The 435-nt window shown below is 67.1% G+C and carries 1 protein-coding gene; it reads left to right on the plus strand.

All coding sequences use genetic code 11. The features are described from left to right. Positions 1-435: CHC2 zinc finger domain-containing protein (locus tag F2P45_RS34560; protein WP_229505450.1), on the plus strand; the 435-nt coding region annotated here is incomplete at both ends.

The following is a 435-nucleotide window of genomic DNA, read 5'->3' on the forward strand; positions in this document are numbered from 1 at the left end:
AGCGGCTAAAGAATGAAGTGGCGGTCGAGCGCCTGGTCGAGTCGGCCGGCATCGCCCTGAAAAAGTCCGGCAAGGACCGCATCGGCGTGTGCCCCTTCCACGAGGACAGCGAGCCGTCGCTGGTGGTGACGCCCTCAAAAAACCTGTGGCACTGCTTTGGCTGCCAGATTGGCGGCGGGCCGATCGATTGGGTGATGAAGTTGCAGGGCGTATCGTTCCGGCACGCGGTGGAACTGCTCAAGGCCGATCCTGCCTTAGCCGCCGGTGTGCAGGCCGCCGCCGGCACACCGCAAGAGCGCAGCACGGCACGCAGCCTGCCGGCGCCGGTGTCGTTCGACGCCGACGACCAGGCGCTGCTGAACCAGGTGATCGGCTACTACCACGAGACGCTGGCGCAGTCCCCGGAGGCGCTGGCCTACCTGAAAGCGCGCGGGC

Origin of the sequence: Massilia mucilaginosa (assembly GCF_011682145.1) — a bacterium.
Lineage (GTDB): Bacteria > Pseudomonadota > Gammaproteobacteria > Burkholderiales > Burkholderiaceae_D > Telluria_A > Telluria_A mucilaginosa.